We start from the raw sequence: 290 nt of genomic DNA, 5'->3' as shown, positions 1-290 counted from the left end.
GTTACGGCTGGTGCTTTACCTGTGAATGATTTTTCAGGAACAAAGGTTACAGTTCCGTCGGCTGCTACTGTGTAAGTACCAACACCATCTACTGACTTGGTAGTTGAGCCATCGTCGAAAGTAGCTGGAACGTCATCGTTCATTGGTACTCGGCTGTCGCCTTCAGTAAATTCAGGCTTACCTGTTTGAGTTTGACCTTGCTTACCTGTTGTTTCAACTGGTGTCGCTGTCGGTGTGACAGGAGTTACAGTTGGTGTATAAGTTGCAGAAGCTTTTGTTCCGTTCTTATC

General features: G+C 45.9%; 1 protein-coding gene. It reads right to left on the bottom strand.

Going from position 1 to position 290, the window contains the following annotated elements; genetic code table 11:
- On the bottom strand, nucleotides 1-290 hold a 290-nt coding region (locus HMPREF2686_RS10710; RefSeq protein ID WP_261673681.1), incomplete at both ends, for a hypothetical protein.

Origin of the sequence: Streptococcus sp. HMSC057G03, from assembly GCF_001808745.1 — a bacterium.
GTDB lineage: Bacteria > Bacillota > Bacilli > Lactobacillales > Streptococcaceae > Streptococcus > Streptococcus parasanguinis_Z.
Note: the sequence above shows the minus strand (reverse complement) of the source record. Positions and strands in the feature narration are given on the sequence as shown.